Source organism: Dietzia natronolimnaea (assembly GCF_002289575.1).
Taxonomy (GTDB): domain Bacteria; phylum Actinomycetota; class Actinomycetes; order Mycobacteriales; family Mycobacteriaceae; genus Dietzia; species Dietzia natronolimnaea_A.
Genome location: NZ_NTGA01000028.1, coordinates 26,372 through 52,040, shown reverse-complemented (window position 1 = coordinate 52,040; position 25,669 = coordinate 26,372). Strand labels below are relative to the sequence as shown.

The window sequence follows — 25,669 nt, the reverse complement described above, 5'->3', positions numbered from 1 at the left end:
CGAGGTGTGGACATGGCCACGAACACTGCATCGACCGCGACTACCGGCGCCGGGAACGGGCCTCACGGTCCCGGGGACCCAACCCTCACCGGGCTTGCCTTCGCGGACAGTGGATTCGACGGCCAGTTCCTGCGCGTGCTGGACACCATCCCGTCGGGCGGAGCCGACGTCGGGGAGGCGTTCATCACCGCCCGCAGAATCCCCGAGGGTGACAGGGACGCCTGGAACCTCGAGTGGAACGCGCTCGGGGAACGGATCCTCGCGGAGGCGGAGGAGAGCCTGACCGCCGGCCATAGGGTGAGCGCTCGTGAAGGCTTCCTCCGTGCGGCCACGTACTTCCGGATCTCCGGGGTCTTCATGTACGCCCCTCCGCTGGATCCCCGGTTCGTCACGGCGAACGCGCGTCAACGGGACGCCTTCCGCCGGGCGGCCGAGCTGATGGACCATCCCTTCCAGCAGGTCGCGATCCCGTACGAGGGAACCGAGCTCGACGGCTACCTCGCGACCCCGTCCGGCCCGGGACCGTTCCCCACGGTGATCCTTGTGGGCGGGTACGACGGCACGATGGAGGAGACGTACGTCGCCGGCGGCGTCGCGGCACTGCGGCGTGGCTACGCCGTCCTCATGATGGACGGCCCCGGTCAGGGCGCGGCGCTGGTCGAGCGCGACCTGCACTTCCGACACGACTGGGAGGCGGTCGTCACCGCTCAGGTCGACTGGCTGGTCGCCCGTCCCGAGGTCGACGCCACCCGGATCGCGGCGCTGGGCCGTAGCTGGGGAGGTCATCTCGCGCCCCGCGCCGCCACCGCCGAGCATCGCCTGGCCGCCGTGATCGCCGACGCCCCGCAGTACGCCCCGGGAGCCAACGCCGCGCTGTTGCTCCCCGAGGATCACCGCGACGACCTGGACACCGGGGAGGCCGACGACGACCTCAACGCGGCGGTCCGCGCCGGGATGGAGCAGTCCCCGGGCCTGGCCTTCTCGGTCGGGCGGGGGATGCTCACGCACGGATGCGCGACCCCGGTCGAGTACCTGCGGGATCTGACGCAGTTCACCCTGGTGGGCATCGCGGACCGCATCGACTGTCCCGTGTTGCTGACCGTCGGCCAGAACGACCCGCGCGTCGTCGACGCGCAGAGCTTCTTCGACGCACTCACCGCACCCAAGACGATGATCGAGTTCACCAACGCCGAGGGTGCCGGCGAACACGACGAAGCCGGGGCGGCGGTGCTGTTCTCCCAACGCGCGTTCGACTGGCTCGACACGGTGATCGGACGGTAGGACCGGTGGTCTGCCGGAAGCGTCCTGGTCACGTACGACCTGCCGGAAGAGCGGGCCGTCCTCGTCATGGTGCGATCTGTAATCCGAGAGTTGGAACCACCTGATCTGTCTACGCAATGTGGTCTCACACGACTCGCTTGCTTCCTGCGGTCGGGGGCCTTCAGTTCCCGGGGCCGGCCGGTAACCTGAAGCTATGACGCGCACCGCCCCGACTCCCGAATCGCTCGCAATGCGCGAGCTGATCGAGGCGCGTGATGACGAGTTCCGTGCGCTCCTGGCGAAGTACGCGGCTACTAGACCAAGGCTGTTCGGTTCGGTCGCGCGTGGCACCGCGCAGGCGGGAAGCGACATCGACATCCTGGTGGACATGGACCCGGCCGACGGCAATCTCCTGATGCGCGCCTCCGGTCTGCTGGAGGAAGTCCGTGCGCTATTCGGCCGCGACGATATCGACATCTTCCCCTCGCAACTACTTAAGCGAGCGATCTCAGAGTCGGCGCTCCAGGACAGCGTCGCGTTATGAGTCGCGAGTCCGATCAGCGTATTGACGACATCCTGCGGGCTATCTATCGATGCCAGCGGTACGTACACAGCCCGGACAACGATGATATCGACCTCGTCCTCATGGCCGAGGACGCAATCGAACGGAACTTGCAGGTCATCGGTGAGGCTGCGAACCATCTCTCGGCCGAGATCAGAGACGCACACCCAGAGATCGCCTGGCCGCAGATCCGAGGGTTCCGCAACATCCTCGTTCACCAGTATTTCGGTGTCGAGGCTGACATTGTGCGAGACGTCGTGAAGACACACCTACCGCCTCTTGCCGAAGCGCTGAGTCAACACCAGCGTGGTCCTGAATCGAACTCCACGGTGTGACGGAACGCCTCTCGCGGGGTGCTGCCCGCACCGACCGCCCAGACAGTTGTGTCCGGCCGCCCTCCTAGACTGGCTGCACGACCCCTGCCGACCGCTGACCCGAGGAGACCGTGTGGACTACGCGGCGATCGACGCGTTGCGTGAACGACATCCCGCGTGGCGGATGCTCCGCGCCACCCACGCGCCGCTGCTGCTGTCGTTTCTCGGCCGGTTCTTCGTGGAGGAGGGACACGGTGCCAGCCCGGAGGGGGAGATCATCGACGCCCTCGACGACGAGCTCTACTTGCGCAACGGCGAGGATCCCGAGAACCCGCGGTTCAAGCGGGACGCAGCCGACTATCTGGCCGAATGGGCGTCCACCGACTCAGGATTTCTCCGTCGCTTCTATCCGCTCGGCACCGACGAGATCCACTATGACGCCACACCCGCGCTGGAGAAGGCGTACTCGTGGGTCCAGAGTCTTCACGCGCGGCCTTTCGTCGGCACCGAGTCGCGACTGCAGACCGCGATCGAACTGCTCCGCCAGATCGCCCAGGGCACCGAAGTCGACCCGGAGATCCGTCTCGCCGAGCTGCAGCGGCGAAAGCAGGAGATCGAGCGGGAGATCGAGCAGATCGAGGCCGACCCTGAAGCCGGATTGCTCGACATCACCGCCGTGCGCGACCGCTACCAGCAGTTCTCCTCCACCGCCCGCGAACTCCTCGCCGACTTCCGCGAGGTGGAGGAGAACTTCCGCGCACTGGACCGCTCGGCCCGCGAACGCATAGCTACGTGGGAGGGCAGCAAGGGCGATCTGCTGGAGGAGCTCGTCAGCGGGCGTAGTCGCATCGACTCCTCCGATCAGGGACGCAGCTTCCAGGCGTTCTACGACATGCTCCTGTCCTCGTCCGGGCAGGAGGAACTCTCCGCCCTGCTCGAGCGGCTCACCACGATCGATGAGCTGAAGGCGGACCGCAGCATCCGCACCGTGCACCACGGGTGGGCCGAGGCCGCCGAGCGCACCCAGCTGACCGTCCGCCAGATCTCCGAGCAGCTCCGCCGGTTCACCGACGATCAGATCTGGCTGGAGAACCGTCGCGTCCTCGACCTGGTCCGCGAGATCGAAGGGACCGCGTTGGCGCTGCGCACAGGCGCACCCCCGGAATTCGGTCTCGAGTTGGAGCAGGCCGGCGTGGACGTGTCGCTACCCACCGAACGACCGTTGCACAGTGTGCGGCCCGCGTCCGAAGTGGACAGTCTCCTGCCGCCGGCCGAGCAGGAGGACGTCGACACCTCCGTGTTGGCCGACCAGGTGATCGTCGACCCCGCCCGCCTCGCAGCCAGGTTGCGCAACCTCGTCCCCGAACGCGGTACGGCATTGCTCGAGGACGTCGTCACCATGTACCCCGTCGAGCACGGCGCCGCGGAACTCGTCGGCTACCTCGCTCTGGACACCGACGACATCGAGGTGACCACCGACGAGCAGGAGGAGACGGTGATCGAGTACGACGAGGCCGGCCGGTCGATGCGGGCCCGGATGCCGCGCGTCGTGGTGAGACGCCGGTGAACCCGGACGAGAGGGCGGTCGCGACCAGCGCCATCCGCCTCATGCAGGGCGTCGTCTACCAGGAATCGGACGCATGGGAGGACCTTCTCCGCCATCGTGGCGCCGTTCGCGACCACTTCGCGGTGATCGGGCTCGACGTGGTGATAGACGACGACGAGGGCTACGCCTATCTGCGCACCACCGAGCCGCAGGACGGTGACGAACCGCTCCCGCGTGTGATCAGACGCCGCGCGCTCACCTACGCCGACAGCCTTGTGCTGGTGCTGCTGCGCAAACGGATGGTGGAGTTCGAATCCGCCGGCGACCAGGGCCAACTGGTGCTCACCCAGGACGAGATCATCGAGATGATCCGGCTCTTCCTGGCTCACAGCACCGACGAGGCCCGAGTGCTCAAGCAGGTCGACACGTCAATCAACCGCCTGGTCTCGATGGGATTCCTGCGCCAGCTCCGAGGCCGGCGGGACACCTGGGAGGTGCGCCGGATCCTCAAGGCCTACGTGGACGGTCAGACACTGTCCGACTTCTCCGCCAAACTGGCCGAGTACGCCGACGGGGGTGCAGACGATGAGTGAGGGCCTGTTCTCCTCCGTCGACCTCGCTCCACAGGGACGTCCCGGGTTCCGGTTGGTCCGGCTCGAGGTGCTCAACTGGGGGACCTTCGACAAACGCGTCTGGCAACTGGAACCGGATGGGGAGACATTGTTGCTCACCGGCGACATCGGCAGCGGCAAGTCCACGCTCGTCGACGCGGTAAGCACCCTCATGCTCCCCTCGCACCGGATCGACTACAACAAGGCTGCGGGCGCCGCGCGCAAGGAACGCACTCTGCGCTCCTACGTGGAAGGCCACCACAGGACCGAGCGCAACGAGTCCACCGGCAGCGTGCGACCGGTGGGGCTGCGGGACCGACGGTCGTATTCGGTGATACTCGGCGTCTTTGTCAACGAGGGGTACGACGACGAGGTGACCCTCGCCCAGGTCTTTCAGCAGCTGGACGCCACAGGACAACCCTGGCGACGCTTCGTCACCGCCGACCGGGCGATGTCGATCGAGTCCCACTTCACCGACTTCGGCTCTGATCTGGGCGACCTGCTCAAGCGCCTCCGACGCGACGGCGCCACGGTGGAGAAGGACTTCCCGCCCTATGGTCGTGCCATGCGGCGCCTGCTGGGCATCCGGTCCGAACAGGCCATGGAACTGTTCCACCAGACCATCTCGATGAAAGCCGTGGGCGATCTCAACGAGTTCGTCCGCACGCACATGCTCGAACCCGCGGACGCCTCCGAACGGATCGAGGGGATCATCCGGCACTTCGAGGACCTCACCCGGTCCTACGAAGCGGTCCAGCGGGCCCGCGCCCAACTCGAGGCCTTGGAACCACTGGTCGCGTCGATCACCCGCTACGAGAACGCGGTCGAGCGCTTGGACGGTCTCCGCGAGGAACGCGTGGCGGTCCGCCCCTACTTCGCCGAACTGCGGATCGAGCTGCGCCAGGCGGAGATCGAGCGGGTCCGCGCCGAGGTCACCACCATCGCCGCCCAGTTGGAGCAGGTGCGCTCCGAGTCGCAGGCCCTCGGGGCGGAGCGGGACCAGCTCCTCGCGGCCCGGGCCGAGGCGGGCGGTAGCCGCATCGGCGAGCTGGAACGCGCAGCCCGCGACGCGGGCGCGCAGGCCGAGGAGCGGAGAACAAGGCGAGAGCGGTTCGAGGACGCCGTCGCGAGGGCCGGCCTCGACCCGGTCGGCGACGCCGCCGGATTCGCGGACCTCGCCGTCCAGGTCGGTCGGGCGCAGGCAGAGATCGAGACGCAGATCGCCGAGCTCAAGGAGCGGTACGACGCGCTGGTCCTCGGTCACGGTGAGGAGAAAGCGCAGCTCCGCGAGGTGCAGGAAGAGCTGGACAGCCTCGCGACCCGCCGCAGCAACCTGCCGACCGAACAACTCCAGGTGCGGTCCGCCCTCTGCGCGGAACTCGGAGTGTCGGAAGAGGAGCTCCCGTTCGCCGGCGAGCTTTTGGACGTGTCCGAAGAACACGCGCAGTGGCGGGGAGCCGCCGAGCGCGTGCTGCGCGGATTCGCGGTGTCATTGTTGGTGCCGCAGCGGTACTACGCGGACGTCGCCGAATGGGTCAACGCCCGCCGGCTGACCGCCCGGCGCTCCGACGGTCGCGAGATGGGGGTCCGCCTGACCTACGAGCGGGTCCCGGAGCGGCACCTGCCCTTGCAGCGCCCCCATTCCGACGGACTGCTGCTCGCCGACACGGTGGAGATCGCCGACACCCCGCTGCGTGGGTACCTGAGCAAGGAGTTGTTCGCCCGGGCCGACCATCTCTGCGCCGACACAGTGGAGGAGTTCCGGTACGCCGAGCGCGCCGTGACGCGCGAGGGCCAGGTGCGGTCCAGGAACCGTCACGTCAAGGACGACCGGCGGTCCGCGAGCGATCCCCGCGGCTGGGTGCTGGGCTGGCGCAACGCGCAGAAGATCGCCGCACTGCAGGAGCGGCGCGGCGACCTCACCCGTACAGTCGAGCGGCTCGCGGCCCGACTCGAGTCGGTGTCGCGGGAGCAGAACCAGGTGGGGGAGCGGCGCACCGCGCTCTCGCGGGTCGCGGACCATGCCTCGTGGCGGGATCTCGACTGGGAGGACTCCCGGGCGCGGGCGGACGCCGCCGATGCCGAGCGTCGTCGACTGCTCCAGGGCAGTAGCGAGCTGGCCGAGATCGACCTGCGCGTAGCCCAGATCGACACCCGGATGGGCGAGCTCGACCAGACCAAGGACATTCTCGGCGAGGCGAAGGGCAGCGGGGAGAGCCGCATCGCCCACGAGAGCCGTCAGGTGGACCGCGACCGGCGCAGCCTCGACGAGCTGACGGCGGAGATCCGCGCGGCGGCCGCGGACGTCTACCCCCGACTCCGGTCACGCCAGGGCGGCACGGGTTCGACGACCGCAGATCAGGCCGAGCTCGACGAGCGACAGATGTCCGACGAGATCGACAAGGAGACCGGCCACACCCAGCGGGAACTCAACGGCTACACCACCAGTCTCCAGCAGGCCATGGCGGATATCCGGCGGCGCTGGCCGGAGCAGACCACCGAGATGGACGCCTCGGTCGACGCGCGTGGCGAGTACGTCCGATTCCACGCGCAGGTGGCCCAGGACGATCTGCCCCGCTTCATGGCGGAGTTCGAGGAGCAGCTCAAGAAGAACGCCATTCGCGAACTCGCAGGCTTCCACAACTGGCTGCAGCGCCAGGCCGATGACATCCAGCAGAAGATCGAGAAGATCAACGAGGCACTCGGAGCGATCGACTTCAATCCCGGACGCTTCGTGCGCCTGGATCGGGAGAACACGGTCAACCAGGATGTGCGGGAGTTCCGAGCCGACCTGCGAGCGGTCACCGACGACACCCTCGGTGGCGACGACCGCTACTCCGAGCAGCGGTACCAGGAGGTGCGGGCTATCCTCGAGCGACTACGCGGCCGTGAGGGCCACAGCGATACCGACAAGACGTGGCGGGCGCGAGTCACGGACGTGCGCAACTGGTACACCTTCTCCGCCTCGGAGCGCGACCGCGAGACCGACGAGGAGTGGGAACACTACCGCGACTCGGACGGGAAATCGGGCGGGCAGAAGGAGAAGCTCGCCTACACCATCCTCGCCGCGTCGCTGGCGTACCAGTTCGGCCTGGAGTGGGGCGCGGAGAAGGCCCGCGACTTCCGCTTCGCGGTGATCGACGAGGCGTTCGGTCGCGGCTCCGACGCCTCCACCCGGTACGCCCTCGAGCTGTTCGCCAAGCTCGGGATCCAGCTGCTGATCGTCACGCCCCTGCAGAAGGTGCACGTGATCGCACCGTATGTGCGCTCCATCGGGTACGTGGACAATGTGGAGGGCAGATACTCGAGGCTCGTCATGATGTCCACAGAGGAGTACCACCGCCAGCGTGGCGGAGCGTGATGGTCGCCGGCGCGCGGAAATGGGCCACACCGGAGACGGTCCGCGAGAAAGTGCACAGGCGGTGGGTCGACGGCACCCTTCTCCGTGCTTTCGCCCGCGGGGAGGCGCTCATTCCACTCGAGGTCCCACTGGGAGGTCCGAGAACGTCTGAGCTCGGTGAGCGCTTCGGCGAGGTGCAGGAGTGGATGGCCGCCCTCGAGGCCGGCAGTCGCGACGGCAGCCGATACACGCTGCGGTACACGGCGGTAGGCGGCCGGAAATTCGGACGCAATCAGATTCCCACGCACGCTCTGGTGACCCGGTTCGACCAGGCATGGGCACTGCTCGGAGTCCGGGCACAGGTCACCATCTTCGAACAGATGCTGGCAGCGGCCCCGGATGCTCCGGTGCGGGACTGGGTGCTCGCCAGACCCGTCGCGGCGCTCGACCATGCGCAGGTGTGGCCGCAGATCCTCGCGGCGTACCGCTGGCTCGATGACTCCCGCGGGTCGGGCAGGTACCTGCGGCAGATCGATGTCCCTGGGGTGGACACCAAGGTCGTCGAGAGTCACCGGACGGTGCTCGCAGGACTTCTCGGAGTCTCACGCAACGCCACCTCGTTCCTCCACGACCTGGGCCTGCGCACCAAGCCCGAGTACGTCCGGTTCCGCATGGCCGGCACCGTCGCACCGGTGTCGGTCACCGAACTGTCTCTTCGGCCGGAGGAACTCGACGGTCTCGGCATGTCCTTCACCACGGCCGTGATCGTGGAGAACGAGGTCACCTACCTCACGCTGCCCCTCCCGGACGACGGCGTGTTGATCTGGGGGAAGGGGTTCGACGTGGCCCGCCTCGGCCGCTGGGACGCCCTGCGGGAGGCCGACGTGCACTACTGGGGCGACCTCGACACACACGGCTTCGCCATCCTCCATCGCCTGCGCACGCACCTGCCGAGGGTGCGGTCCTTCCTCATGGATCTCGAGACCCTCCACGCGCACCCTCGACGATGGGGACAGGAGTCCTCACCCACCAGCGCTACACTCGATCGACTGACGGCGGCGGAGGCGGCGGTCTACGACGACCTGGTCTCCGATCGCTACGGCGAGCGCGTCCGGCTGGAACAGGAGCGGATCGACTGGGCCTGGGTCCTGGAGCGATTGCCATACCGACCAGACGAGGCATGAGCCCAGGGCCACCGGTTATGCCCCGTAACGATGCTGGACTTCCGAACACGCTCCGGATGTGATGCATTCATGCCCATCGCAGCAGATCGGTCCGTGGCAACTCGTCGCGCCTCAGACCTGAGCAAGCATTCCGCCGAAGTGCTGGTGTTCATATCGCAGCGAGCGGAGGCTCACGCGGATTGCGACGTCGTCGTCGTCACCTCACAAGGGGCCGGCACCTGGCCTCGTCGTCATCAATCGGTGCGGCGCTGGGCCTGGACCACGCGACTCGGTTGGGATGCGGGGCTGTGCGGTCGGCGGCGCCCTCGCAGCGCCACCGACCGTCGATCACCCGTTCAGCACGGTGACACCGAGTCCCTACGGTTCCGCGGTGACCGGCGGGGTGAGTCTGAAGGGATCAGGAACCCGACGAGCCCAAGGGCCCGAGCGACCCCGTGGATCCGGACGAGCCCATCGACCCGAGCGAACCCCCGAGGCTGCCCATGGACAGGCTGCCCATCGAATGGACGTTCAGCTCACCACACGCGGCGGGGTCGGTGGCCTCGGACGGCAACGTCGGATCGAGGTCCGACATCTGCTCGCCGTCGTACTCGCCACTGCCGTTGTGGTCGACCCCGTGCGGGATCACGGACCCCTCGCCGTTGCGGAGGTTGGCGGCCACCTCGTCGGTGACGGTGAACGTACGCGAGTACGCCTCATCGCCGACGGGATAGCGATCGACCGCGAGCGCGCTGGCCGGGCTGGTGTCGCCCTCGGTGGTCAGCGACACCTGGACTGCGCCGTAGGAGTCGATGGCGTCCGTGGTGCGGAGCGTGCCCTCGAAACCTGTGCCCACCTGGTCGGGACTGGGGCATTGGTTGGTCCCACCGATGTGGATGTGCTGCGCGTGCGGGGCGCCGGCGAGCAGGCCCTGACTCTCGATGCGGACGCTGAGCTCGTTGCCCTCCAATGAGAGCCAGGCGGTGCTCTCGACGCCGGAATCGTTCAGCTCCGTGATGTGGGCCGTGAGGGTGGTGGTGTCGCCGCCGGAGCTTCCTGCACCGAGGCTCCCCGCCGTCGCGGGGGCGACCCCGAGCGAGCCGACGAGTGCGGTGGCTGCCAGGACCGGCAGAGTTCTTCTGGTCATCGTGCAGATATGCGTCCTTTCGACCCAAAGGCCCCGAGCGGTTGAACAGCTGCTGAGGACGGTGCCGGAAGTGATTCGCGACACAGTGCCGGGCGGATGGGAACACGTGGGACACCCGCGTTCTAGCCCGGGTGTCTGGCTTCGCGGGGCACGCGAAGCGCCCACTTGGGTAGGTTGGTGGCCCGACCAGCCCGCGCCCCAACCCAGGAGGCAGTTCCAGCGTGCAGATATCCACAGCAGACACGACCACCACTGCGGCGGACAGGAGTTCGCTGGCGACCCAGGACGGCAACGAGTCCCGCCGCGACCCCTCCAAGGGGTATGTGGCGCTGCTCGGCTGGGCGCCCAACGCGGTCGACGCGGTGGACCGGTTCGACCGACGCTACGTCGTGGTGGCCCCGGACTGGGCCGAGGACTACTGCCGGCAGCACAACATCCCGTTCGTCCCGTGGAACTTCGAGCGGCTCAACGACCGGTCCATGGAGATCGCCGAGACCCTCAAGGACATGGGCGTCGACGTGGCGATCCCGCTGTTCGAGGAGACCGTGGAGTGGGCGGGCGCCATCAACTCCATGCTCATGGACAACCCCACCCTGTACGGCCAGTCGCTGCTGCTGCGCGACAAGGCGCTGATGAAGCGCCGCGCCCAGCTCGGCGGGATCCGCGTGGGGATCTTCGAGGAGGCCCACGAGCGCGACGACGTGATCCGCTTTCTCAAGCGCGTCAACCAGACCCTGCTCAAGCTCGACGGCGACCCCAACGACCCCATCCACCTCAAGGCCTTCGACAAGGCCGGCTGCCTGGGGCACCGCGTCATCCGCACCCCGGACGAGGTCGACACGATCCCCGACGAGGAGTTCCCGGTCCTCATGGAGTCCCACCTCGACGGCTGGGAGTTCGCGGTCGAGGCCTGGATCCACATCGGGAAGATCGTCTTTCTCAACATTTCCGAGTACGTGACCCTCGGCTACTCGGTGTTCGTGCCGGCCTCCCCTGAACTGGAGCGCTACCGCCCGGAGATCACGCGGCAGATCGAGAAGCTGATCAAGACCTTCGACATCAAGTTCGGGTTCGTGCACCCCGAGTACTTCGTCACCAGCGACGGCGAGATGTACTTCGGCGAGGTGGCCTACCGCCCGCCGGGGTTCAAGGTCTTCGAGCTGCTCGAGCGTGCCTACGGCTTCAACGCCTACCAGGGCCTGGTCCTCGCGTTCGACCCCAAGACCACCGAGGAGGAGATCACCTCGTTCTTCCCGCGCGAGGTCGTCGACGCCACCGGGCACGCCGGCTGCTTCGGCGTGTACCCCCGGCGGCGTGTGGTCTCCACTCTCGAGATCCCGGAGGAGACCGAGGACCACGAGTACTTCGAGTCCCACGAGCTCACCGCACCGCTCGAGGAGACGGTCACCAAGCGGACCGCCTTCGGCACCCACTGGGGGCTGGTCTACTTCTTCGGCGACGACGCCTACGAGATGCGGACCCTCCTGGCGCGCCAGGAGGAACTCGACTTCTACGTCTGACGGCCACCGGTCCGACGACGTGGGTACGGTACCGAGGACGGGCACCGTCGCCCGTGGATCTGGAGTGACAGCAAGTGGCCGACCATGAGCCAGTGGCCGACGATGTGCCCGCCGCGACGAGAGTGCTCGACAAGCGGGTGGCCTCGCTCGTCGACGCGACCAGGGCCCTCGCCGAGGCAGGAGACGTCGGAAAGACGACGCCCCGGCGGCGCGTGCTCGACGGACTGCGCCTGGTCCTGCTCCAGGACGGCGGCGCCGCGGCCGTGCAGTCGATGGCCCGGGACCTTGAGGCCGCAGGCCTGTTCGAAGGCACGGACTGGGCCTCGCCGAGTTCACTGGTCCCGGCGCTGAGCACGGGCTCGCTCCGCAGCCCCAACGCGGACACGGCGGTGATGGAGATCGTCAGCGACCTCCGTCTGGTCGCCGTGGCCAAGGGGGAGTACGCGCACCCCGACGTGACCGCCGAACAGGCCCTCCAGCACCTCAAGGAAGTCCTGGCCACCAACGCCGCGTTGCTGTTCACCGCGGCCACCGAGGCCGAACGGGTACAGCAGGGCCGGATGGCCAAGGTGACCCGCACGTCGCTGACGCACATCGCCGAGTCGATCGGCTATGACACCGTCCTCGACCAGCTGGTCGAGGAGATCTGGAGGATCCTGCGCCAACGCCCGATCCAGGTCGACCACATCAAGGAGACCATCACGCAGATCGCGGTGGCACGCCATGACCCCGAGGTGGACACCAGCACCGGCGGGTTCGGCGTCGACCGGCTGATCAGCAGTATCTACGGCACCACAGAGGCGAGCCGGGAGGACCCCGGGGTGGAGGTCTACCGCTCCCGCCTGGAGTCGATGGACGAGGGGGCCCTGCAGTACGAGGCCGCCGGGTTTGCGCGATCCATGCACGACACCGGCCTCGTCTCCGCCTACCACCCCGTCCTGCTGCGGTTCCTGCTTGAGAAAGGCAGCTTCCTGCTCAGCGAGGCGCTCGGCCTGTCGAGCACCGGCCGGGAGAGCCTGCTGTGCTTCCACGGCCTCGTCGATGCGCTGATCGACGCGGCTGTTCACCCCGAGACCGCGCAGTCGGTCTACGGACTGGCGTTATTGCTCGAGCGGGGGATCCTGTTCCAGCCGGCCGTCGCGCCCGCACTGTGGCGGCTGTTGGCCCTGCCCCTGTCGGACTACGCGAACGAGCGCCTCGCGCTGGCCTACGGCCCGGCCCACCCGGGGAGGATCTGGCTGCTGTCCGGGACGCTGTCCATGCTGGGCCAGCCGCTGGGCGTGGGGCAGGGCGACAACCCCACCTGCCAGTCCGCCCGCGCGCTGTCCATGTGGGCGTACAACGACCCCGACTACCTGCTGCAGACCATCGCCTGGGCGGCGCGGGACAACGAGGTGGTCATGCACTTCGAGGGCCGCCCGCTGTCCTCCCGCGAGCTCGAGGCCGGTCTGGCGGAGACGCTGCCCGTGGACCTGGACCCGGTGTCGCTTCTCGTGGTGCCGCACCTGGACCGCATCTACGCAGAGATGGGCCGACTGTGCAGTGAGCGCGAGGGCGACCCGCACCGCTGGGTCAACCCCGAGTTCCACGGATGGTGGGCCGCGCGCGGGTTCCGCATCAACGTGGACGTCGAGTCCGGCCGGCTCACCGGTCTCGAGGACTTCCTGCGGCACTTCTACGGCAGCTACCACCCGTTCCACAACGGGAACCAGCCGCTGATCCACCCGCAGCCCGCCGGCGTCGCCGTCACCGACAGCTCGGGCCGGTTCGTGGGCTGGCACGCCATCACCATCCTGCGGGCCGCGCTGGACCCGGACGAGACCATGCGCGTCTACTTCTTCAACCCCAACAACGACAGTGGCCAGGACTGGGGCAACGGCGTGGTGGTGAGCACCGCCGGGAACGGGGAGCGGTTCGGCGAGTCGTCGCTGCCGTTCGAGGAGTTCGCCTCCCGGCTGTACATCTTCCACTTCGACGCCCTGGAGCCCGGCGAGACCGAGACCGTCTCCGCCGAGGAGATCGCCCGGGTGACCGACCTGATCCACGGGAGCTGGGGCGCGGACCGGTTGCCCGAGATCTGAGGCTCCTGCGGCTCACGGTGCTGGTGTGAGCCGTCGAGCTCCCCGGGCCGGCCGCCCGACTCCTGGGCTGTACGCCCCGGCGGCGTGCCCTCGGACTTGCGTGTCCGGAATGGACCATTCCGGGCGCATAAGTGGTGTTGGGCCGTGCGGAGAGGGCACGTAAGCCGAAGCGGGCGCGCAACCCCCGCGGGGTGGGCGTGCAAAGCGGGCGCGGAAGCCCAAGCGGGCGCGCAGGCCCGCGCTCATGCGTGGCCGCTCGTGCCCTGCCCGCTCATCACCCCGTGCTCACCGCGAACCCCGTGTCGCCCCAGCGGCAACATGAGCGGCCGGCCGGAGGTGGGGTCGGGGATCACCACGGAATCGAGCCCGAAGACCGCGCTCACCATCTCGGTGGTGAACACCTCCTGGGGAGCGCCCGCGCAGTGCACGCGCCCGTCGGCCAGCGCCACGAGGTGATCGGCGTAGCGGGCGGCCAGGTTGAGGTCGTGCAGCACCATGACGATGGTCGTGCCGCGGTCGCGGTTGAGGTCCACCAGCAGGTCCAGCACCTCCACCTGGTGCGCCACGTCGAGGAACGTGGTGGGCTCGTCTAGCAGCAGCAGGTCGGTGTGCTGGGCCAGGGCCATGGCTATCCAGACGCGCTGTCGCTGACCGCCGGACAGTTCGTCCACGGCCCGGTCGGCCAGCTCGAGCGTGCCGGTCGCCTCGAGTGCTGCGGCCACGGCCTCGTCGTCGTCCCTGCTCCACCTCGAGAGCATCCCCTGATGGGGGTTGCGCCCGCGGCCCACCAGGTCGGAGACGGTGATCCCCTCCGGCGCGAGCGGGGACTGGGGGAGTAGTCCGAGCGTGCGGGCGAGCTTCTTGGCGGGGATGTGGTGCACCTGTTCGCCGTCCAGGAGCACCTGACCGCCGCGGGGCTTGAGCAGCCGGGACATCGACCGCAGCAGCGTGGACTTGCCGCATGCGTTGGCCCCGACGATCGCGGTGATCCGCCCCGGTGGAACCTGCAGGTCCAGGTCGTGGATGACGGTGCGGTCGCGGTAGCCCAGGTCGAGGCCGGTCGCGTGGAGGGTGTGGTCGGTGGTCACAGTGAGCCTCCGGTGCGGTTGGTGCGGGCGATCAGGTAGATGAGGTACGGCGCGCCGAGCACCCCGGTGATCACGCCCACCGGGTAGCGGGACCCGAAGGCGTACTGGCCCACCAGGTCGGCGCCGAGCACGAGGATCACGCCCACCAGCGCCGCCGGGACGAGCGGCGAGCCGTGCGGACCCACCAGGCGGGCGGCGATGGGCCCGGACAGGAAGGCGACAAAGGCGATGGGTCCGGCGGCCGCGGTGGCAAAGGCGATCAGCCCGACGGCGGCCACGATCAGCATGATCCGGGTGAGTTCGGTGCGCACCCCGAGAGCGGAGGCGGTGTCATCACCCAGCCGCAGCATCGACAGGTCGCGCGACTTGAGCAGCAGCACCGGGGCGAAAACCAGGCACGCCACCAGCACCGGCTGCACCTGGGACCACGAGGCACCGTTGAGGCTGCCGGTGATCCAGCGCATGGCCTCCTGCAGTTCCCACTGCGGCGCTGTTTTGAGGATGTAGTTGGTGGCCGCGTTGAGCATGGCGGCGGTGCCGATCCCGATCAGCACGAGCCGCGTGCCCACCACCCCGCCGCGGTAGGCCAGCAGGTAGATGGCCAGGGCCACGGCGATGCCGGTGACGATCGCGAACACCGAGACCTGCGCGCCGCCCAGGCCCAGGACGACGATCGCGAACGCCGTCGCCGCGCTGGCGCCGGAGCTGATGCCGATGATGTCCGGGGAGGCCAGCGGGTTGCGCAGCATGGTCTGGAAGGTCACGCCGCCGATGCCGAAGCAGACGCCGGTGAGCACCGCCAGCACCGCGCGGGGCAGGCGCAGCCGCCCGACGGTGAACGAGGCGCCCGCCACGTCGTGGCCGAGGATCACGCCCAGCACGTCGGCCGGGGGATAGAACATCCTGCCCACCATGAGGCTGGCGGTGAACAGTGCCGCGGCGACCAGGGCGAGCGAGGCCATGACGAGCAGCCGCCGGCGCCTGCGGGTGCGGCGACCGCGGGCGATCAGCTCGACGGACGCCGGGCGGGCGGTGGTCAAAGCGCCGGTGGTCGGGGAGCCCGTGGCCGGAGAATCCGAGGTCGCGGCGGTGCTCGTCGTCGTCATCACACCTCCCGGATCTTCTGGCGGCGGACGATCGCGATGAAGATCGGGGCGCCCAGGAGCGCGGTGATGATCCCCACGTCGATCTCCGCCGGCCGGGCCACCACGCGGCCGAGGACGTCGGAGGCGGTGACGAGGATGGCCCCGACGAGCGCGGAGAACGGCAGCAGCCAGCGGTGGTCCACGCCCACGAGCAGGCGGCAGGTGTGGGGGACGATGAGTCCCACGAAGGCGATGGGCCCGGCCACGGCGGTCGCGGCGCCACACAGCAGGACCGAGCCGAGCGCGCCGACCGCCCTGGTGAGGACCACGCGTTCGCCGAGTCCCGCGGCCAGGTCGTCGCCCAGGGCCAGCGAGTTGAGCGGACGGGCGGCGAGGAAGCAGATCAGCGCGCCCACCACGAGGAACGGCAGCACCTGCTCGATGGCCTCGGAGCTGGCGCCGCCCACGCCGCCGACCTGCCACGAGCGCACCCCTCCGGCGATATCCCCGCGCGGCAGCACCACCGCGCTGATGAACGACGTGGCCGCCGCCGAGGTGGCCGCGCCGGCCAGGACGAGCTTGAGCGGCGTGGCCCCGCCGCGGCCGAGGGACCCGACCGCGTAGACGAACACCGCAGCGATCCCGGCGCCGATGATTGCGGCCCAGATGTACCCGGTGTAGGTCCACAGCCCGAAGTACGCGATCCCCACCACGACGGCCAGCGAGGCGCCCATGGTCACGCCCAGGATGCTCGGGTCCGCGAGCGGGTTGCGCGTCACGCCCTGCATCACCGCGCCGGCCAGTCCGAGCGCGGCGCCGACGAGCATCGCCATGATGGTGCGGGAGATGCGCTTGACCACCGACGCCTCACCGAGGCCGTCGGCGGAGCCGCCCAGGGCGGCGAGGATCTCATCGAGGGAGACCGTGCGGGAGCCGATGGACACCGAGGCGACGATGACGACGACGAGGACCGCGATCGTCACCAGGAGCCACGCCACCCGGACCCGCGCCGGGCGCCGCAGCGTCCTGACTGCGGACGTGGCGGCACCCGGCGCGGACGGGGCGGTGGTGTGGGGACTCACTCGCGGGTGCCGACGGCCTCCGCCAGCTGCGCCACGTAGTCGTCGAGCACCCACGAGATGGCCAGCGGGGTGGGGTTGGCGGCGGTGCCCATCGGGCCGCTGCCGTCGAGGAACACGATCGCGTCGTTCTTGACCGCCGGCATCTGCGAGAGCAGCGGATCGGACTTCAGCGTGTCGACGAGGCTCTGGTCGCCGTAGGTGACGATCAGCTCGACATCGTCGAACTGGTCCAGTTGCTCGGCGCTGATGCTGCCGGAGTACTTGCCGCTCGCCGAGGCCTCGGTCACGGCGGCCGGCGTGGCCAGGCCCAGGTCCTCGAAGAACGCGGCCCGGGTGTCGGCGGCGGTGTAGAAGTTCACCGTGCTCAGGTCGGTCGGGTCGAGGTGGGTGAGGAACATGGTCCGCGTGCCCTCGAGCTCCGGGTGCGCGGCCGTGGCCTCGGCGATCTCGGCGTCGAGCTCCTCGACCAGCGCGTCGCCCTCGGCCTCCATGCCCATCCCCATGGAGTTGAAGCGGATGGTGTCGCGCCACGAGGTGGCCCACGCCTCCTCGGGGTACGCCACGACGGGGGCGATCTCGCTCAGGGTGTCGTAGTCCTCCTGCGTGAGCCCCGAGTAGGCGGCCAGGATGACGTCCGGGTCGGTGTCGGCGACGGCCTCGAAGTCGATCCCGTCGGTCTCGTCGAACAGCACGGGGGGCTCCGCGTCGAGTTCCTCGAGTCGCTCCTCGACCCACGGGAGCATGCCGTTGCCGTCGTCGTCACCGAAGGTCGCCGCGGCCATCCCCACCGGGACGACACCCAGGGCGAGCGGCACCTCGTGGTTGGCCCACGCGACGGTGGCCACCCGCTCGGGCGCCTCCTCGATGGTCGTGGTGCCGAGCGCGTGCTCGATCACCACGGGGAACGACCCGGACCCGCCGGACGCGGCGGCGCCCGTCGACTCGTCGGAATCGGCGGTCGAGCCACACGCGGACAGCACGAGGGCGGCCGTGGTGGCGATCAGGAAGGGGACAACACCGCGAGAACGCATCAGGGCGGCTCTCTCATTCTGGAGAAGATGAACAGGGCAGGACGAACAGGGCAGGACCCACCCGGGAGCCGCATCGACGTACCCGACGCGGGCTGACCATTAGGTGAGGCTGGCCTAAGACCTTACGACCGCACGGCGGTGCGGCGCAATCGCTCGATCAGGACGCCGGGTGTAGCGAATCGGACAGGCTCGCGGTCGCCGGGGCCTCTCCGGCCGGGGTGCCTACCGGTGCTGCGCTCCCAGCCGCTTGGCGGACATGCGGACCCGTCTGGCGGACATATCGCGCGCTGTCGCCCATTCCTCTCGCGAATCCTGTCCGCCTACTGGGGGGATTGGTCCGCCAACCGAGTGCGGCCCGAGGCGAGGGCGGAGAGGGTGGCGTGGCCGGGGGCGGAGATGGGGGCCGGGCGGAATTGCCCCGGGGTGAGCCCGGTGGTCCGCCGGAAGGCCGCCCCGAACGCACTCGCCGAGCGGTAGCCCACGCGCTCGGCCACCTCGTCGACCGGTACGCCACTGCCCAACAGGACCGATGCGTGCTGGGCGCGGAAGGCCGCCTGCCACGCGCCGAAGCTCAGTCCCGTCTCGGCCCGGAACGCCCGGGTCACGGTCCGTTCGCTCACCCCGAGCCGCGCCGCCCACTCGGTGAGCGACCGGTCGTCACCGGGGTGGGACTCGAGGGCCGTGACGATCGGGCGCAGCAGCTCGGAGTCCGGCCGCTGCACCAGCAGCGCGTGGGGTGAGGGTTCGAGGAGGTCGAACACCATCTGCTCGGTGAGCTCCCGTGACCGTGTCCCCAGAGTCTGGTCCACCAGGCGCTCGAGCAGGAGGGTGAGCAGCGGGGTCACCTCCACCGCGACGGGCTCGGTCGGCAGTGGCGAGTCGGTGCGGACGTCGACGTGCGCGGTCCGGTACCAGGTGCCCGCCGGGGTGGCCGCGGAGTGGAGCACGCCCGCCGGGATCCACAGCCCGACAGAGGGGGTGATGGACCACGTGCGCGCCCCGATGGTGACGGTGGACGCCCCCGACCTGTTCCACAGCAGTTCGTGGGTGGGGTGGGAGTGCGGTTCCCATTCGATGTCGCGGGCCACCAGCTCGTCCATGCCGGTGATAGCGAACGGCATCACCGCGTCGCCCGCCGCGTAGATCGGCAGGGTGCGCGTCTCCACGTCGCCCCGTCGCGCGGTGCTGGTCCCGGTCATGAATCGATTCTGCCCCACCGGCTCGCCGGACCGCTGATCCGGCCGCCCCGTAATGGTGGTCACATCAGCAAGCCTGTCGGGGATACTGGCGTACAGTGCTGGAGTTCCCGTGCAGGCGCTGACGCCTCGCCGGGTTTACCTTTTGTCTCGACCCGTAATGTCTAAGGATTCCCGTGACCACTGAGTCATCCTCTGCTGCATCGTCTACCGCCCATCCCGATCCCACCCAGCCCGACCCCACCCAGCCCGGCCCCACCCAGCCCGGCCCGGCATTGGGCTCGCCGCCGCTGCCCGCCGCCACCACGCGGCTGATCGCGCTGCTCGTGGCCGCGACGTTCGTGGTGATCCTCAACGAGACCATCATGTCGGTCGCGATCCCCGAGCTGATGGGGGAGTTCGCCGTCGCCGCGGCCACCGCGCAGTGGCTCACCACCGCGTTCATGCTCACCATGGCTGTGGTCATCCCGTTCACCGGGTGGATGCTCATGCGGCTGCCGCTGCGGACGGTGTTCATCATCGCCATGACGACCTTCACCCTCGGCACCCTCCTGGCGTCGCTGGCCCCGGTGTTCGTGGTCCTGGTCGCCGGCCGGGTGGTGCAGGCCGTGGGCACCGCGATCATGATCCCGCTGCTCATGACCACCGTGCTCAACGTGGTGCCCGCGGACCGTCGCGGCCGCACCATGGGCGTGATCTCCATCGTGATCGCCGTGGCCCCGGCCATCGGCCCCACTGTCGGTGGTCTGGTGCTCGACGTGCTGAGCTGGCGCTGGATGTTCTGGTTCGTCCTGCCCATCGGCCTCCTCGCGTTGGTGGCCGGCGCCGCGCTGATCCGCAACGTCACCGCCACCCGCCCGATCCCGCTCGACATCCTCTCCGGCATCCTCTCGGCGGTCGGCTTCGCGGGCCTGATCTTCGGTTTGAGCTCCTTCGGCGAGGCCGCCAACGACAACGCGCTGGTGTCCCCGTGGGTGCCCGTGCTCGTGGGCGTGGCCGCACTGGCGGTGTTCGTCTGGCGGCAGCTCTCGCTCAAGGACTACGCGCTCCTCGACGTGCGCGCCTTCACGTACCGCACCTTCACCGTCAGCCTCACGCTCATGCTGTTGTCCATGATGGCGCTGTTCGGCACCCTCATCCTGCTTCCGCTGTACATGCAGCAGATCCTGGGGACCACCACCCTCGAGTCCGGCCTCGCGCTGCTGCCCGGCGGTCTGCTCATGGGTGTGCTCGGCTGGTTTGTCGGACGGCTCTTCGACCGCATCGGACCGCGCCCGCTGATCATCCCGGGGTCGATCCTGGCGGCCGCCGGCCTGTGGGGCATGTACCTGTTCTTCTCCGCCGAGTCGTCGCTGGCGATCGTCGTGGTGTGGCACATGATCCTCAGCGTGGGCCTGGCGCTGCTGTTCTCGCCGCTGCTCACCTCGGCGCTGGGATCCCTGCCGCCGCATCTCTACCCGCACGGCTCCGCGCTGCTCAACACGCTCCAGCAGGTCGCCGCCGCGGCCGGCACGGCGCTGTTCATCACCGTCATGACGCTGGGCATCGTGGCCGGCGCCGAGTCCGGACAGGGCGACGTGGCCGCACAGATGACCGGCGTCCACAACGCGCTGGTGGTGGGCGCGATCATCTCGCTCATCACCGTGGTGGGCGCGTGGTTCGTCCGCAACACCGCGCAGACCGAGGGGCCGGCGGTAGCGGCCGACGCCGAGGAGTCCGTCTCGCCGTAGCCGGCGGGGCGCCTCCTCGGCGGCAGCGCCATCCCGGTCTCGCCTAGGAGTGACCCACGTCATATCCTTAGGCTCGTGAAGATCGATTTGACGGTCCTGGCGATCCCCGGCTTCATCGCGGCGATGGCAGCCGAGTACGCGTGGCAGTCCCGCAATCCGGCAGAGGGTGAGCGGGCCGGCGACTACGAGTTCGCCGACACCATGGCCAGCCTCTCGATGGGCGTGGGCAGCCTCGTGGCCCCGTACGTCGCGGGCAGGCTGCTCGCCCCGGTCACCCCCCGGACCGGCCGGTACGCCAAGGCGCTGATGGGTCTGTCGCTCGCGGCGGCGGCGGTGGCCACGGCGGGGGACGTGTGGCGGCGCACCTGGACCACGGGGTTGCTCGAGGCGGGCGCGGTGCCGTCGCGGGTGGCGTCAGGTGTGGGCGCGAGACCGGGCAACGACGACGACGAGGTCCCCGCCTCTCACCCGTCGACCGTTGCGGGGTCCGCGCACGTGCCCGCCGTGGGAAGAGTGCAGGTGCCCACGAGTGAGGCTGTCCAGGTGCCGCCCGCGCTACGACGCATCACCGGCGGGTCGGCGGTTACGGCGGTGGCCTCGGCGGTCGTCACGGTCTCGACGTTGTGGAGCGCGGAGACGGCCGGATCCAAGCTCTTCCGGTTCTCCCCGCTCGACCTCGGCACGGGACCGCTCGCCTACGCGGTGGCGATCCTGGGGTGGGACTTCATCTACTACTGGAACCACCGCTTCGACCACGAGAGCCGCTGGTTGTGGGCAATGCACGTGGTGCCTCACTCCAGCGAGCGCTACAACCTCTCCACCGCCCTGCGCCAGCCGGTGGCCGAGGCGTTGACGATCTATGTGCCGTACGGGCTGCTCTCGCTGCTGGGCGTGCGGCCGGCGCTGGTGCAGGACGCGCGCGCGATCAACCTGATCTACCAGTTCTGGATCCACACCGCGGTGATCCGGTCCATCGGGCCGCTGGAGAAGGTGTTCAACTCGCCCTCGCACCACCGCGTGCACCACGGCAGCAACCGCGAGTACCTGGACCGGAACCACGGCAGCATCCTCATCGTGTGGGACCGACTGTTCGGCACCCACGAACTCGAGGGGGAGGAGGTGGTCTACGGGCTGACCACCAACATCGACACGTTCAACCCGCTGCGGATCGCCACGCACGAGTGGGTCGCGATCGCTCGAGACGTGTTCCGCTCCGAGACGTGGACGGACCGGGTCGGGTACCTGGTGCGCGGGCCGGGATGGGCGGGGGCGCGACGGGCGTAGTGTCGCTGACCTGGGGTGCCCTGCGCGGGCCGTTCAGGGCACCGCAGGTCAGAGAGTGTGATCCCGCGGGAGGCGCCTGAGGGAAGAGTTCTTCGATCGTTGGTGTTCCCCCAACGCCCCCGCAACCGGACCACTTTCTGATGGTGAGCCGTATCGCCCCGGGCCGCGTACGGTCCCGAGCGGTAACGGGTGCCCGGTAAGGTCCGATTTCGCAAGTAAGGCACCGCTCTCGAGTTCATAAAGGAGCGACATCGTGTTTCCCATCGGCTCGATCGAGAATCCGCTGCGCTATCTCTTCGGCCCTGGTCCTGGTGAGGCGTCCTGTCTGGCGCTGACACCCGAGTGCATGGGGCTCATTCCCTACCTCGCAGCCCGGTTCGGCGCGGGGTCCTGACGCTCTGGGTTCGCCAGGAGTCGGCGCTGCGCCCGGCGTCCCAGGGCCGCCATGAGGGGCAGGCCCGCCACGGCCAGTCGCGGAAAGCTCGCCCCCAGGTGCGCGAGTCCTCCGCGCCACGCCGGCACGGACCTCACCAGGCGGGGGGAGTCCAGCACCCTGCCCACGGCGCGCACCACGTCGCCGGGCTGGAGCAGTGACCCGGAGAAGGACAGGGCGGCCTGCGGGTCGGTGAGTTTGTCGTAGAGCATCGGGGTCCAGATCCCATCCGGGCAGATGCAGGAGATCGCGATGTCGTGGATCCCCTCGAGCCGCAGGTCGATGGCGGTGCTGGTGCTGAACCCCATGACGGCGTGCTTAGAGGCGGCGTAGACGGCCTCACCCGGCACGGCGGAGATCCCGGCGAGCGAGGCGATCGTGATGATCTGGCCGCCGCTGCGCCCGCCGCCGGAACCGCTGCGGGAACCCCGGCCCCGCATCGCGTCGATCGCGGCAACGGTGCCGTTGATCGCCCCGAGGGTGTTGACCTCCATGAGCAGTCGCCGCTGCTCCTCGCTCTGCTCCCACGCCGGACCCGTGAGGAGCACCCCGGCGTTGTTGACCCATACGTCCACGCCCCCCGTCTGTTCGACGAGCGCATCCCGGGCCGCCTCGACCTGCGAGTGATCGCGGACGTCGACGGCCGCCCAGGTGGCGTCCCCTCCGATCTCGGCGGCGGCCGCGGCGGCGGTGTCGGCGTCGACGTCGGTGACCATCACCCGGTATCCGCGATCGGCGAGCATCTCGGCGATCTCCCTGCCCAACCCGCGACCGGCCCCGGTCACGAGGGCGCTGCGCGACCTCGTCGTCGTCACTTCTCGCTTCCCAGTCCGGAGCGGATCCGGCCGTAGGAGATGCCGCCGTGGCAGTACGTGGGCACGACGGGCCAGAAGCGCTTCCACGACACGAGCTCGGTGGAGGGCAGGATCTGCAGCCAGCGCGGGTCGCCGGGGCAGGCGTCCGCCATGGTCTTCTCCTTGATCATGGAGTCGTACTGGTCCAGGGAGTCCTCGAGGGTGTTGGCGTTGGGGCAGATCTCCCGACCGAACTTCTCTTGGTACCGCCGCACGCCCGGGATCCGGGACAGTTCCGGCTGCCAGTTGTCCAGCGAGATGCCGTTCTCCGAGGACACCCACACGCCGTCGGGGGTGTTGACGACCAGCGAGTGATTGCCGTCGGTGTGTCCGGGGGTCCACATCAGGGCGATACCGGCGCCGAGCTCGATGTCCCCGTCGAACACCGCGAACCGGGACCGGTCGACCCCGCCGAGCCCGCCGGCGACGTACCAGGCCCACTGCATGGGGTGCAGGTCCTCGAGCGTGGCCAGTTCGCGCCGGTGGACCAGCAGCCTGGCGTCGCCGAACAGCGGCGCGCGGGGCGCGGTGTCCCCGGGGATCACCTCGGTCGAGCCGAGGATCATGCGGGGGTCCTGCACGTGTAGGTGGTCGAACGTGCAGAAGTCCACGTCCTGCGGCGTGAGCCCGACCTTGGCGAGCGCCTGGTCCGGCTCGTTGAAGTACTTGAGGATCAGCTTGACGGCGAGGTTGCCACCGGGGACCTTGTCGACGAGCGCCTGGAGGTTGTCGTAGAAGGGTGCCTCGGCGGACCCGGCGGGGACGGTCGGCTCGAACACCAGGGTGCGGGGGCGGCCGTTCCAGTCGTCGTACTGCACCACGATCATCCTGTTGATCATGGTGATCAGCGGCAGGCTGGGGACCGAGACCGCGTTGTTGAACGCGTATTTGACCGGGTACGGCGCCGCCGCCACGTCCACGGACTGCACGGCCCGCACCTGCCCCTGCTGCACGAACCGCGTCTTGTACTCGGCGGCCGCCGCACGCACGGCCCGCAGGCGCTCACCCCGGGGCCACACGTCGTGGACGCCGTCGAACTCGGGGATCGAGCGCGCGCCGATCCGCTCGAGCATCTGCTCGGAGGACTGTTCCTGCGGCGCCCGGTCCCGGAGGTCATGGTCTCCCAGGTCTCGGCCTCGCAGGTCCGGCTCCTGCAGTTCTCGGTCGCCCCACTCGTGTTCGCGCAGCATCACCGCTCCTGTACTCCTCCGGGCGCCGTGAATCTCCCGGCGCCATGCCTCTGACGGGTACTTCCAGGATCCGGTGCCCGGCGCCGCGACACTTGTGTCAGCGCGACACTCTCGACCGGCGCCTGAGCTCGCCGGGTGAGACGCCGAACCACCGACGCACGGCGTGGCTGAGCGTGGACTGTTCGGAGAAACCGACCAGGTCGGCGATCTGCGTGAAGGACAGGTCGGTGGTGGTGATGAAACGGTGTGACCGGTCCCGCCGCAGGTCGTCGACGACCTGGCCGTAGGTGGTGTGTTCGACGACGAGGTGACGCTGCAGGGTCCGCGGATGGATCGCGAGCGAGGCCGCCACCTCGGCGAGGGGCGGGACCCGCCCGGGAAGGCGCTCGCCCACAGCCCGGCGCACCCGACCGGCCATCGAGTGGGCGGGGTCCGAGTAGGTGCCCGCCAGGTGATCGAGGGCGGCCAGTCGGACCTCCTCGTCGGCGGTGGCGAACGAGGCGTCCAGAATCCTGCGCTCGACGCACAGCGCGGCCACGGGGCGGTCGAACTTGACGTCGGCGCCGAAGAAGTCCAGGTAGCGGTCCACGGGCGAGAGCGGCCCGTGGGTCAGCTCGACGGATCGGAGACCGGGACTGCGCCCGAGCAACTGCACCGCCATCCGGTGGAACAGGCCCAGCCCCAGTTCGATGGCCTGAGGGGAGTACGGCGACTCGGACAGCTGCTTTCGGTAGGTCAGGGCGATCACTCCGCGCCGGTTCCACGGGTCGTCGTCGACGCCGATCGTCAGCGCGGGGCTGTGGACGAAGAGGAAACGCGCCGCGCACTCGAGCGCCTCGGTGGCGGTGGCGCTGGGGCGGACCGCCCGGGCCACCGGGCCGAGGATGGAGATGTCCTGTCGGTCGGCCAGCCGCAGCCCGAGATCCGGGCACCCGAGCTCGGCAGCGGCGGCGTCGAGCATCTGGTCGTGCGCGGTGATAGAGATGAGCCCGTCGTCGCCGGCGAGGGCCTCGGTCGAGATGCCGTACCGGTGGAGCAGCTGTTCGGGATCCCCGCCGAGCTCGCTGACCAGCGGGGCGAAGCCGCGCAGGCTGGCGGTGCGGATCAGCGGCTGCACGCCGACACCCGGGTGCGGCCGTTCTGCGAGGTGAC

General features: G+C 69.3%; 20 protein-coding genes. 11 read left to right on the top strand and 9 right to left on the bottom strand.

The window, feature by feature from the left end; genetic code table 11:
- Positions 1 to 12: 12 nt before the first annotated feature.
- From CEY15_RS15045 to CEY15_RS15015, 7 genes are all read left to right on the top strand, one after another.
- Entirely contained in the window at positions 13 to 1,281 is a 1,269-nt protein-coding gene (locus CEY15_RS15045; protein WP_141244273.1) for an alpha/beta hydrolase family protein, read from the top strand.
- A 193-nt stretch (positions 1,282 to 1,474) separates the two neighbouring features.
- Complete coding sequence (locus CEY15_RS15040) at positions 1,475 to 1,804, top strand: nucleotidyltransferase family protein (RefSeq protein WP_095719115.1); 330 nt, start codon at positions 1,475 to 1,477, stop codon at positions 1,802 to 1,804.
- Entirely contained in the window at positions 1,801 to 2,157 is a 357-nt protein-coding gene (locus CEY15_RS15035; protein WP_095719114.1) for a HepT-like ribonuclease domain-containing protein, read from the top strand. The genes CEY15_RS15040 and CEY15_RS15035 overlap by 4 nt, the downstream gene beginning before the upstream one ends.
- Positions 2,158 to 2,269: 112 nt before the next feature.
- On the top strand, positions 2,270 to 3,703 hold the full coding sequence (locus tag CEY15_RS15030; RefSeq protein ID WP_095719113.1) for a DUF3375 domain-containing protein: 1,434 nt from the start codon (positions 2,270 to 2,272) through the stop codon (positions 3,701 to 3,703).
- Positions 3,700 to 4,275: a DUF4194 domain-containing protein gene (locus tag CEY15_RS15025; RefSeq protein ID WP_017835802.1), complete on the top strand. Its 576-nt coding sequence runs from the start codon at positions 3,700 to 3,702 to the stop codon at positions 4,273 to 4,275. The genes CEY15_RS15030 and CEY15_RS15025 overlap by 4 nt, the downstream gene beginning before the upstream one ends.
- Complete coding sequence (locus tag CEY15_RS15020) at positions 4,268 to 7,654, top strand: ATP-binding protein (RefSeq protein ID WP_095719112.1); 3,387 nt, start codon at positions 4,268 to 4,270, stop codon at positions 7,652 to 7,654. The genes CEY15_RS15025 and CEY15_RS15020 overlap by 8 nt, the downstream gene beginning before the upstream one ends.
- On the top strand, positions 7,654 to 8,817 hold the full coding sequence (locus tag CEY15_RS15015) for a Wadjet anti-phage system protein JetD domain-containing protein (protein ID WP_095719111.1): 1,164 nt from the start codon (positions 7,654 to 7,656) through the stop codon (positions 8,815 to 8,817). Before CEY15_RS15020 ends, CEY15_RS15015 begins: the two co-directional genes overlap by 1 nt.
- A gap of 397 nt (positions 8,818 to 9,214) precedes the next feature.
- Here CEY15_RS15015 and CEY15_RS15010 read toward each other — a convergent pair whose 3' ends face one another.
- Positions 9,215 to 9,943 (bottom strand): hypothetical protein, encoded by a 729-nt coding sequence (locus CEY15_RS15010; protein WP_095719110.1) that lies wholly within the window; start codon positions 9,941 to 9,943, stop codon positions 9,215 to 9,217.
- Positions 9,944 to 10,164: 221 nt separating this feature from the next.
- Here CEY15_RS15010 and CEY15_RS15005 point away from each other — a divergent pair, with 221 nt between their 5' ends.
- Complete coding sequence (locus tag CEY15_RS15005) at positions 10,165 to 11,463, top strand: ATP-grasp domain-containing protein (protein WP_245847647.1); 1,299 nt, start codon at positions 10,165 to 10,167, stop codon at positions 11,461 to 11,463.
- A 92-nt stretch (positions 11,464 to 11,555) separates the two neighbouring features.
- On the top strand, positions 11,556 to 13,544 hold the full coding sequence (locus CEY15_RS15000; RefSeq protein ID WP_095719109.1) for a hypothetical protein: 1,989 nt from the start codon (positions 11,556 to 11,558) through the stop codon (positions 13,542 to 13,544).
- Positions 13,545 to 13,786: 242 nt separating this feature from the next.
- On the opposite strand, the gene CEY15_RS14995 is transcribed toward CEY15_RS15000, so the two are convergent.
- The 5 genes from CEY15_RS14995 to CEY15_RS14975 form a co-directional block, all read right to left on the bottom strand.
- The gene (locus CEY15_RS14995; protein ID WP_095719108.1) at positions 13,787 to 14,632 is read right to left on the bottom strand and encodes an ABC transporter ATP-binding protein; all 846 of its coding nucleotides are present in this window, start codon (positions 14,630 to 14,632) and stop codon (positions 13,787 to 13,789) included.
- Positions 14,629 to 15,738, bottom strand: a complete 1,110-nt coding sequence (locus CEY15_RS14990) for a FecCD family ABC transporter permease (RefSeq protein ID WP_217987109.1) — start codon at positions 15,736 to 15,738, stop codon at positions 14,629 to 14,631. The genes CEY15_RS14995 and CEY15_RS14990 overlap by 4 nt, the downstream gene beginning before the upstream one ends.
- The gene (locus tag CEY15_RS14985) at positions 15,738 to 16,739 is read right to left on the bottom strand and encodes a FecCD family ABC transporter permease (protein ID WP_095719125.1); all 1,002 of its coding nucleotides are present in this window, start codon (positions 16,737 to 16,739) and stop codon (positions 15,738 to 15,740) included. Before CEY15_RS14985 ends, CEY15_RS14990 begins: the two co-directional genes overlap by 1 nt.
- A gap of 56 nt (positions 16,740 to 16,795) precedes the next feature.
- The gene (locus CEY15_RS14980) at positions 16,796 to 17,830 is read right to left on the bottom strand and encodes an iron-siderophore ABC transporter substrate-binding protein (RefSeq protein WP_095719107.1); all 1,035 of its coding nucleotides are present in this window, start codon (positions 17,828 to 17,830) and stop codon (positions 16,796 to 16,798) included.
- A gap of 320 nt (positions 17,831 to 18,150) precedes the next feature.
- Positions 18,151 to 19,029 carry a helix-turn-helix transcriptional regulator gene (locus tag CEY15_RS14975; RefSeq protein ID WP_245847646.1) on the bottom strand — a complete coding sequence of 293 codons (879 nt, stop codon included), beginning with the start codon at positions 19,027 to 19,029 and terminating at the stop codon, positions 18,151 to 18,153.
- A 173-nt stretch (positions 19,030 to 19,202) separates the two neighbouring features.
- Between CEY15_RS14975 and CEY15_RS14970 the strand changes: the two genes are divergently transcribed.
- Together CEY15_RS14970 and CEY15_RS14965 are read left to right on the top strand one after the other, a co-directional pair.
- Entirely contained in the window at positions 19,203 to 20,756 is a 1,554-nt protein-coding gene (locus CEY15_RS14970; protein WP_095719105.1) for an MDR family MFS transporter, read from the top strand.
- Between the two features lie 75 nt (positions 20,757 to 20,831).
- Positions 20,832 to 22,040: a sterol desaturase family protein gene (locus CEY15_RS14965; protein WP_095719104.1), complete on the top strand. Its 1,209-nt coding sequence runs from the start codon at positions 20,832 to 20,834 to the stop codon at positions 22,038 to 22,040.
- A 360-nt stretch (positions 22,041 to 22,400) separates the two neighbouring features.
- Here CEY15_RS14965 and CEY15_RS14960 read toward each other — a convergent pair whose 3' ends face one another.
- The 3 genes from CEY15_RS14960 to CEY15_RS14950 all read right to left on the bottom strand — a co-directional run bounded on the left by CEY15_RS14960 (position 22,401) and on the right by CEY15_RS14950 (position 25,634).
- Entirely contained in the window at positions 22,401 to 23,288 is an 888-nt protein-coding gene (locus CEY15_RS14960; protein ID WP_176475139.1) for an SDR family oxidoreductase, read from the bottom strand.
- Positions 23,285 to 24,517, bottom strand: a complete 1,233-nt coding sequence (locus CEY15_RS14955) for a hypothetical protein (protein ID WP_095719102.1) — start codon at positions 24,515 to 24,517, stop codon at positions 23,285 to 23,287. The genes CEY15_RS14960 and CEY15_RS14955 overlap by 4 nt, the downstream gene beginning before the upstream one ends.
- A gap of 97 nt (positions 24,518 to 24,614) precedes the next feature.
- On the bottom strand, positions 24,615 to 25,634 hold the full coding sequence (locus tag CEY15_RS14950; protein WP_217987108.1) for an AraC family transcriptional regulator: 1,020 nt from the start codon (positions 25,632 to 25,634) through the stop codon (positions 24,615 to 24,617).
- Positions 25,635 to 25,669 lie beyond the last annotated feature (35 nt).

Coding starts and splice junctions, on each gene's coding strand:
- CEY15_RS15045 (WP_141244273.1), top strand. CDS start 13: ATGGCCACGAACACTGCATCGACCGCGACTACCGGCGCCGGGAACGGG.
- CEY15_RS15040 (WP_095719115.1), top strand. CDS start 1,475: ATGACGCGCACCGCCCCGACTCCCGAATCGCTCGCAATGCGCGAGCTG.
- CEY15_RS15035 (WP_095719114.1), top strand. CDS start 1,801: ATGAGTCGCGAGTCCGATCAGCGTATTGACGACATCCTGCGGGCTATC.
- CEY15_RS15020 (WP_095719112.1), top strand. CDS start 4,268: ATGAGTGAGGGCCTGTTCTCCTCCGTCGACCTCGCTCCACAGGGACGT.
- CEY15_RS15015 (WP_095719111.1), top strand. CDS start 7,654: ATGGTCGCCGGCGCGCGGAAATGGGCCACACCGGAGACGGTCCGCGAG.
- CEY15_RS15010 (WP_095719110.1), bottom strand. CDS start 9,943: ATGACCAGAAGAACTCTGCCGGTCCTGGCAGCCACCGCACTCGTCGGC.
- CEY15_RS14990 (WP_217987109.1), bottom strand. CDS start 15,738: ATGACGACGACGAGCACCGCCGCGACCTCGGATTCTCCGGCCACGGGC.
- CEY15_RS14980 (WP_095719107.1), bottom strand. CDS start 17,830: ATGCGTTCTCGCGGTGTTGTCCCCTTCCTGATCGCCACCACGGCCGCC.
- CEY15_RS14975 (WP_245847646.1), bottom strand. CDS start 19,029: ATGACCGGGACCAGCACCGCGCGACGGGGCGACGTGGAGACGCGCACC.
- CEY15_RS14955 (WP_095719102.1), bottom strand. CDS start 24,517: ATGCTGCGCGAACACGAGTGGGGCGACCGAGAACTGCAGGAGCCGGAC.